General features: G+C 73.3%; 1 protein-coding gene. It reads left to right on the forward strand.

Annotated elements, in window-relative coordinates; genetic code table 11:
- Window positions 1–108: 108 nt before the first annotated feature.
- A partial coding sequence (locus tag ACGFT2_RS34020) for an SDR family NAD(P)-dependent oxidoreductase (RefSeq protein ID WP_393286216.1) occupies window positions 109–6803 on the forward strand: 6695 nt, incomplete at its 3' end.

Below are 6803 nucleotides of genomic sequence, written 5' to 3' on the forward strand. Positions count from 1 at the left end.
AAGGGGCGGTCGGAGGAGGAGTCGCTGGTCGAGGCGTTGGGCCGGATGCACACGTTGGGTGTGGAGGTGGATTGGGGTGCGTTCTTCGCCGGTCGTGGGGCTCGTCGGGTGGATCTGCCGACGTACGCGTTCCAGCGTCAGCGCTACTGGTTCGACGAAGTAGCCGTCCCCGGACCCGAAGCCGTGGCCGCCGAAGAACCGTCCAGCCGGCGGGATAGTCTGGCCGGCCTCGCCGACGAGGCCGAGCGGCGGGAAGCCGCACAGGCACTCGTCCGCAGGCACGCCGCGGCGGTCCTCGGCCACATCACCCCGGACGCCGTCAAGCTTGACCGGGCGTTCAAGGAGCTGGGCTTCGACTCGCTCACCGCCGTGGAACTGCGCGACCAGCTGAACGCCGCCACCGGACTGCGGCTGCCCGGCACGATTCTCTTCGACTGCCCCACCCCGGCAGCCCTGGCCGACCACATCCGGTCGTCCGTCATGGACGCCCACGTGGACCGTACGACCCTCCCCGCGGCCCCGGACACCACCGGTGCCGCAGACGAGGACGACCCCATCGCCATCGTCGCCATGAGCTGCCGGCTCCCCGGTGACGTGCGGACGCCCGAGGACCTCTGGGACGTGGTGGCCAACGGCCGGGACGTCGTCGCCGGATTCCCGACCGAACGCGGCTGGGACCTCGAGGACCTCTACGACCCCGACCCGTCCAAGCAGGGCAAGAGCTACGTCAAGGAGGGCGGCTTCCTGCACGACGCGGGCCGGTTCGACCCCGCCTTCTTCGGCATCAGCCCCCGCGAAGCGCAGGCCATGGACCCCCAGCAGCGGCTGCTCCTCGAGACGTCGTGGGAGGTGCTGGAACGTGCGGGCATCCAGCCCTCGTCGCTGAGGGGCAGCCGGTCCGGGGTGTTCGTCGGCGCCATGCCCCAGGACTACGGACCCCGCATGGAGGAACCGTCGGAGGGCCACGAGGGCTACCTGCTGACCGGCAGCACCACCAGCGTCATCTCCGGCCGTATCTCCTACACTCTGGGGCTCGAGGGCCCCGCCGTGTCCGTGGACACCGCGTGCTCGGCCTCCCTGACGGCCATTCACCTGGCGGTGCAGTCGCTGCGCCGCGGAGAGTGCTCGCTGGCTCTGGCCGGCGGTGTCACCGTGATGTCGAGCCCCGGCATCTTCGTCGAGCTGAGCCGGCAGAAGGCGCTCTCCGCCGACGGCCGCTGCAAGGCGTTCTCCGCGCAGGCCGACGGCACCGGCTGGGGCGAGGGCGCCGGCATGATCCTGCTGGAGCGGCTGTCCGACGCGCGACGCAACGGCCACCAGGTCCTGGCCGTGATCCGCGGCACGGCCGTCAACCAGGACGGTGCGAGCAACGGTCTCACGGCCCCGCACGGACCCTCCCAGCAGCGCGTGATCCGGGCGGCACTCGCCGACGCGGGACTGTCCGCCCGGGAGGTGGACGCGGTCGAGGCGCACGGCACGGGCACCGCGCTCGGCGACCCCATCGAGGCCGGAGCGCTGCTCGCCACGTACGGGCAGGACCGGACGGACGGGGCTCCGCTGTGGCTCGGCTCGCTGAAGTCCAACTTCGCGCATCCACAGGCGGCGGCCGGTGTCTCCGGCGTCATCAAAATGGTGATGGCCATCCGGCACGGGCTGCTCCCACAGACCCTGCACGCCGATGAGCCGTCCCCGCACGTGGACTGGGCGTCCGGCGCGGTCCGACTGCTGACCGACGCGATGCCGTGGCCCGTCACGGGGCGGGCGAGGCGCGCCGGCGTCTCCTCGTTCGGCATCAGCGGCACCAACGCGCACGCCATCATCGAGCAGGCCCCGGACGAGCACGCGCGGCAAGGTCACGCACGAGCAGAGCAGGCCACCGGAGCCGACGGTCCGGTGCCGGCACATGCTCCGGCCCCCGGAGCCGACGGTCCGGTGCCGGCACACGCTCCGGCCCCCGAGGCCGACGGTCCGGTGCCGGCACACGCTCCGGCACCCGACGCCCTCGGCGCACCCCTCCCGTGGCCCCTCTCCGGCCGTACGGAGGAGGCGCTGCGCGCGCAGGCGGGGCGGCTGCGGGAGCACCTCGACGCCCGACCCGGCGCTGGACTCGCCGACATCGGCTACTCCCTGGCCACGACGCGTACCGCCTTCGCCCACCGGGCCGCGATCGTCGCCGACGACCGCGACGGGTTTCTCCAGGGCCTCACCGCGCTTGCCGACGGCACGACGGCTCCCAACCTGGTGCAGGCCACCGGGGGCGACCGGCGCAAGATCGCCTTCGTCTTCCCGGGCCAGGGCTCGCAGTGGGTCGGCATGGCCCGCGAGCTGTGGCAGGACTCGCCGGTCTTCGCGGCCCGACTGGAAGCGTGCGCGGACGCGTTGCGGCCGTTCCTCGACTGGTCGCTCCTGGACGTGCTGCGCGGCGAGCCGGACGCGCCCTCGCTCGACCGGATCGACGTGATCCAGCCCGCCCTGTTCTCGGTGATGGTGTCGCTGGCGGCCGTCTGGCAGTCGTACGGGATCGAGCCCGCGGCCGTGATCGGCCACTCGCAGGGGGAGATCGCCGGGGCATACGTCGCCGGTGGCCTGACGCTCGAGGACGCGGCCCGCATCGTCGCGCTGCGGAGCCGACTGTGGTCGGAACTCAGCGGCAAGGGCGGCATGATGGCCGTCTCCCTGTCCGCAGACGAGGCCCGCGCACGGATCGAGCGCTGGTCCGGCCGACTGTCGATCGCCGCCGTCAACGGCCCGCGGACGGTGACCGTCTCCGGCGAACCCGCGGCGCTCGACGAACTGCTGGCCGAGCTGGAGGCCGACGGCGTACGGGCGCGCCGGGTCCGCGGCGTCGACACGGCCGGCCACTCCGCCCAGGTGGGCGTGCTCCGCGACCGCATGCTCGACGGACTGCGGGCGGTGACACCGCTGCCGTCCCGCATCCCCTTCTACTCCACGGTGACCGGCGGCCGGCTGGACACGCGCGAGCTGAACACGGAGTACTGGTACCGGAACATACGCGACACCGTCGAGTTCGAGCGGGCCGCAAGGGAGTTGCTGGCCGCGGGCTGCACCGGCTTCATCGAGTGCAGCCCCCATCCGGTCCTCTCGCTCGCCCTCCAGGAGACGGCCGAGGACGCGGGCGCGGACGCCACCGTCGTGGGGAGCCTGCGTCGTGAGGAGGGAGGAACGCGACGCTTCCTCACCTCGCTCGCCGAGGCCCACGTCCGGGGAATGGAACCCGACTGGGAGGCCGTCTTCGCCGGGCACGGCGCACCGCGCCGGGTGGAGCTGCCGACCTACGCCTTCCAGCGTGAGCTGTACTGGCTGTCCCGCCCCGCCGTCACCGGTGACGTGACGGCGGCCGGCCTGCTCGCCACGGATCACCCGCTGCTCGGTGCCGCCGTCGCCCTGGCTGGGGCCGACGACCACCTGTTCACCGGTCGGATCGGGCTGCACACGCATCCGTGGCTCGCCCACCACACCATGCTGGGGGCTCCGGTGCTGCCGGGCGCCGCGTTCGTCGAACTCGCCGTCCGCGCCGGAGACCACATCGGGTACGGGCGTGTCGAGGAACTCGTCATAGAGGCGCCGCTGGCGCTGCCCGCGCGGGGCGCGGCTGTGATCCAGGTCCGCCTCGGTGCGGCCGAGGACGACCGCCGCACGCTGGAGGTGTACGCGCGGCCGGACCACGCCGGCGCGGAGGAGCCCTGGCAGCGGCACGCCAAGGGCGTGCTCACGGTCGCCGGCGGCACGGGAGAGTCGTTCGACCTGGAGGCATGGCCACCACCCGGAGCGGTTCCCGTGGAGGGAGCCGGTGCGGGCGACGGGGTCACGGCGCTGTGGCGAGCCGGCGACGCGGTCTACGCGGACGTCATGCTCAACGAGGACACGGAGAGTGACGCCGCGCTGTTCGGCCTCCACCCCGCCCTGCTGGAGGCCGCCGTCGGCGCTGCCGGCGTGGACGGCGGGGCGGACGGCGGGGTGGACGACGAGGCGCGGCTGGCGTTCGCCTGGAAGGGCATCTCGCTGTACGCGACCGGAGCGTCCGCTCTGCGGGTCAGGCTCATCCCGACCGGCCCCGACGGGGTGTCCGTCGCGCTCGCCGACCCCACCGGCGCGCCCGTGGCCACCGTCGACGAGGTGGCGCTGCGCACGACACGCCCGGATGAGATCCGGGGCGGCCGGTCCGCGTTCCACGAGTCGCTGCTCCGGGTGACGTGGAGCCCCGTGCGCGGCGGCGGCACTGCCTCGCCGCGCGGGTGGGCCGTGCTCGGCGACGACGGCCTGGGACTGCGCACCACCCTCAACCTGCCGGCCTTCGACGCGGACACGGGCACGGAGCCCGCCGGCGCACCCGATGTGGTGCTGGTGGCCTGCACTGCGCCCGAAGCGAGCGGTCACGGCGCCGGCACGAGGACCCCGGACGCCGTGCGAAGCGTCACCCACCGTGCCCTGGCGCTGCTTCAGCGCTGGCTCTCCGAGGAGCGGTTCGCCTCCTCGCGACTGGTCTTCGTGACGCGCGGAGCGGTGGCGGCCGGTACCGACGAGGGTGTGCCCGACCTGGCACACGCCGCCCTCTGGGGACTGGTCCGCTCGGCGCAGACCGAGGAGCCGGACCGGTTCGTCCTGGTGGACCTCGACGCGGACCCGGAGGCGCCCCGCGCGCTCCCCGCCGCCCTGGCCACCGGCGAGCCGCAGACCGCCGTGCGCGCCGGTTCCGTCCTCGCCCCCCGCCTCACCCGCGTACCGGCCGACGCCACCACCACGACCCCGAGGACCGGCCCCGAAGGAACCGTACTGATCACCGGTGGCACCGGGACGCTCGGAGCCCTGGCCGCCCGCCACGCGGTGACCGAACACGGCGTACGGCACCTGCTGCTGGTGGGCCGCCGCGGGCTCGGCGCCGAGGGCGCCGAGGAACTGCGCGCCGAACTGACCGCCGCCGGCGCCTCGGTGACGATCGCGGCCTGCGACGTCGCCGACCGCGAAGCGCTCGCCCGCCTGCTGGCGGACATACCTGCCGAGCATCCGCTGACCGCCGTGATCCACACCGCGGGCGTCCTGGACGACGGCGTGGTCGCGGCCCTGACCCCGGAGCGGGTCGACGCGGTCCTGCGGCCCAAGGTGGACGCGGCGGTCAACCTGCACGAGCTGACCGAGGACCTCGGCCTGACCGCCTTCGTGCTGTACTCCTCCGTCGTCGCCACCATCGGGGGCGGCGGCCAGGCCAACTACGCAGCGGCCAACGCGTTCCTGGACGCCCTGGCCCACCACCGCAGGTCCGCGGGACTGGCCGGCCAGTCGCTGGCCTGGGGCCTGTGGGGCGAACGCAGCGCGATGAGCGGCCACCTCGAAGACACCGATGTGCAGCGGATGGCGCGCTCGGGCATCGCCGCCATGCCGAGTGCCGAAGGCATGGCCTTGTTCGACACCGCCCTCACCCTGGACGACGCCGCACTGGTGCCGGCTCGTCTCGACCTGGCAGCGGTGCGCGCCCAGGCCGAAACCCGGCCCGTACCGCACCTGTTCCGTACCCTCGTCCGCACTCCCGCCCGGCGCGCCGCGCAGGGCGCCTCCGCCTCCGGCGCGTCCTCGCTGGCCCAGCAGCTCGCGGGACTGCCGGCAGCGGAGCAGGACCGGTTCCTGCTCGACCTGGTGCGTTCACACGCAGCGGCCGTACTCGGGCACGGGGCACCGGACGCGATCGCACCGGCGCGGGCGTTCCGCGAGGCCGGCTTCGACTCGCTGACCGCCGTGGAACTCCGCAACCGGCTCAACGGCGCGACGGGCCTGCGGCTGCCGGCCAGTCTGCTCTTCGACTACCCGACCCCCGCTGTGCTCGCCGCGTACATCCGCACCGCGGCACTCGGCGGAACGGACTCCGCCGCGACACCCGCGCCGACGGCTGCCGGGGTCACGGCGGTCGACGACGACCCGATCGCCATCGTCGCCATGAGCTGCCGTCTGCCCGGCGGAGTGCGCAGCCCCGAGGACCTGTGGCGGCTGGTGGCCGACGGCAGTGACGTGATCTCCACGTTCCCCGCCGACCGGAACTGGAACGTCGAGGAACTCTACGACCCCAACCCCGATCAGCGCGGCAAGACCTACGCCAAGGAGGGCGGATTCCTCTACGACGCCTACGACTTCGACCCGGCGTTCTTCGGGATCTCCCCGCGTGAGGCGCTGGCCATGGACCCCCAGCAGCGACTGCTCCTGGAGGCCTCCTGGGAGGTCGTGGAACGCGCGGGCATCGACCCCTCCAGCCGCCGCGGAACGCCGACCGGCGTCTTCATCGGCACCAACGGACAGGACTACGCCTCACACCTGCGCCAGCTCCCCGAAGACCTGGAGGGATACCTGCTGACCGGCAAGGCGGCGAGCGTCGTCTCCGGACGTATCGCCTACACCATGGGTCTGGAGGGTCCGGCCGTCACCGTCGACACGGCCTGCTCCTCGTCGCTCGTGGCGCTGCACCTGGCCGCCGAGTCCCTGCGGCGCGGCGAGTGCGATATGGCGCTGGCCGGTGGCGTCACCGTGATGTCCACCCCCAGCCTCTTCATCGAGTTCAGCCGGCAGCGAGGCCTGGCCCGAGACAGCCGTTCCAAGGCCTTCTCCGCGGCGGCCGACGGAACGAGCTGGGCCGAAGGTGCGGGGATGTTGCTGCTGGAGCGGTTGTCGGATGCGCGTCGTCTGGGTCATCGGGTGTTGGCTGTGGTGCGGGGTTCGGCGGTGAATCAGGACGGGGCGAGCAATGGTCTGAGTGCGCCGAACGGGCCTTCGCAGCAGCGGGTGATCAGGGCTGCGTT

The sequence above is a fragment of the Streptomyces sp. NPDC048514 genome, assembly GCF_043199955.1.
Classification (GTDB): domain Bacteria; phylum Actinomycetota; class Actinomycetes; order Streptomycetales; family Streptomycetaceae; genus Streptomyces.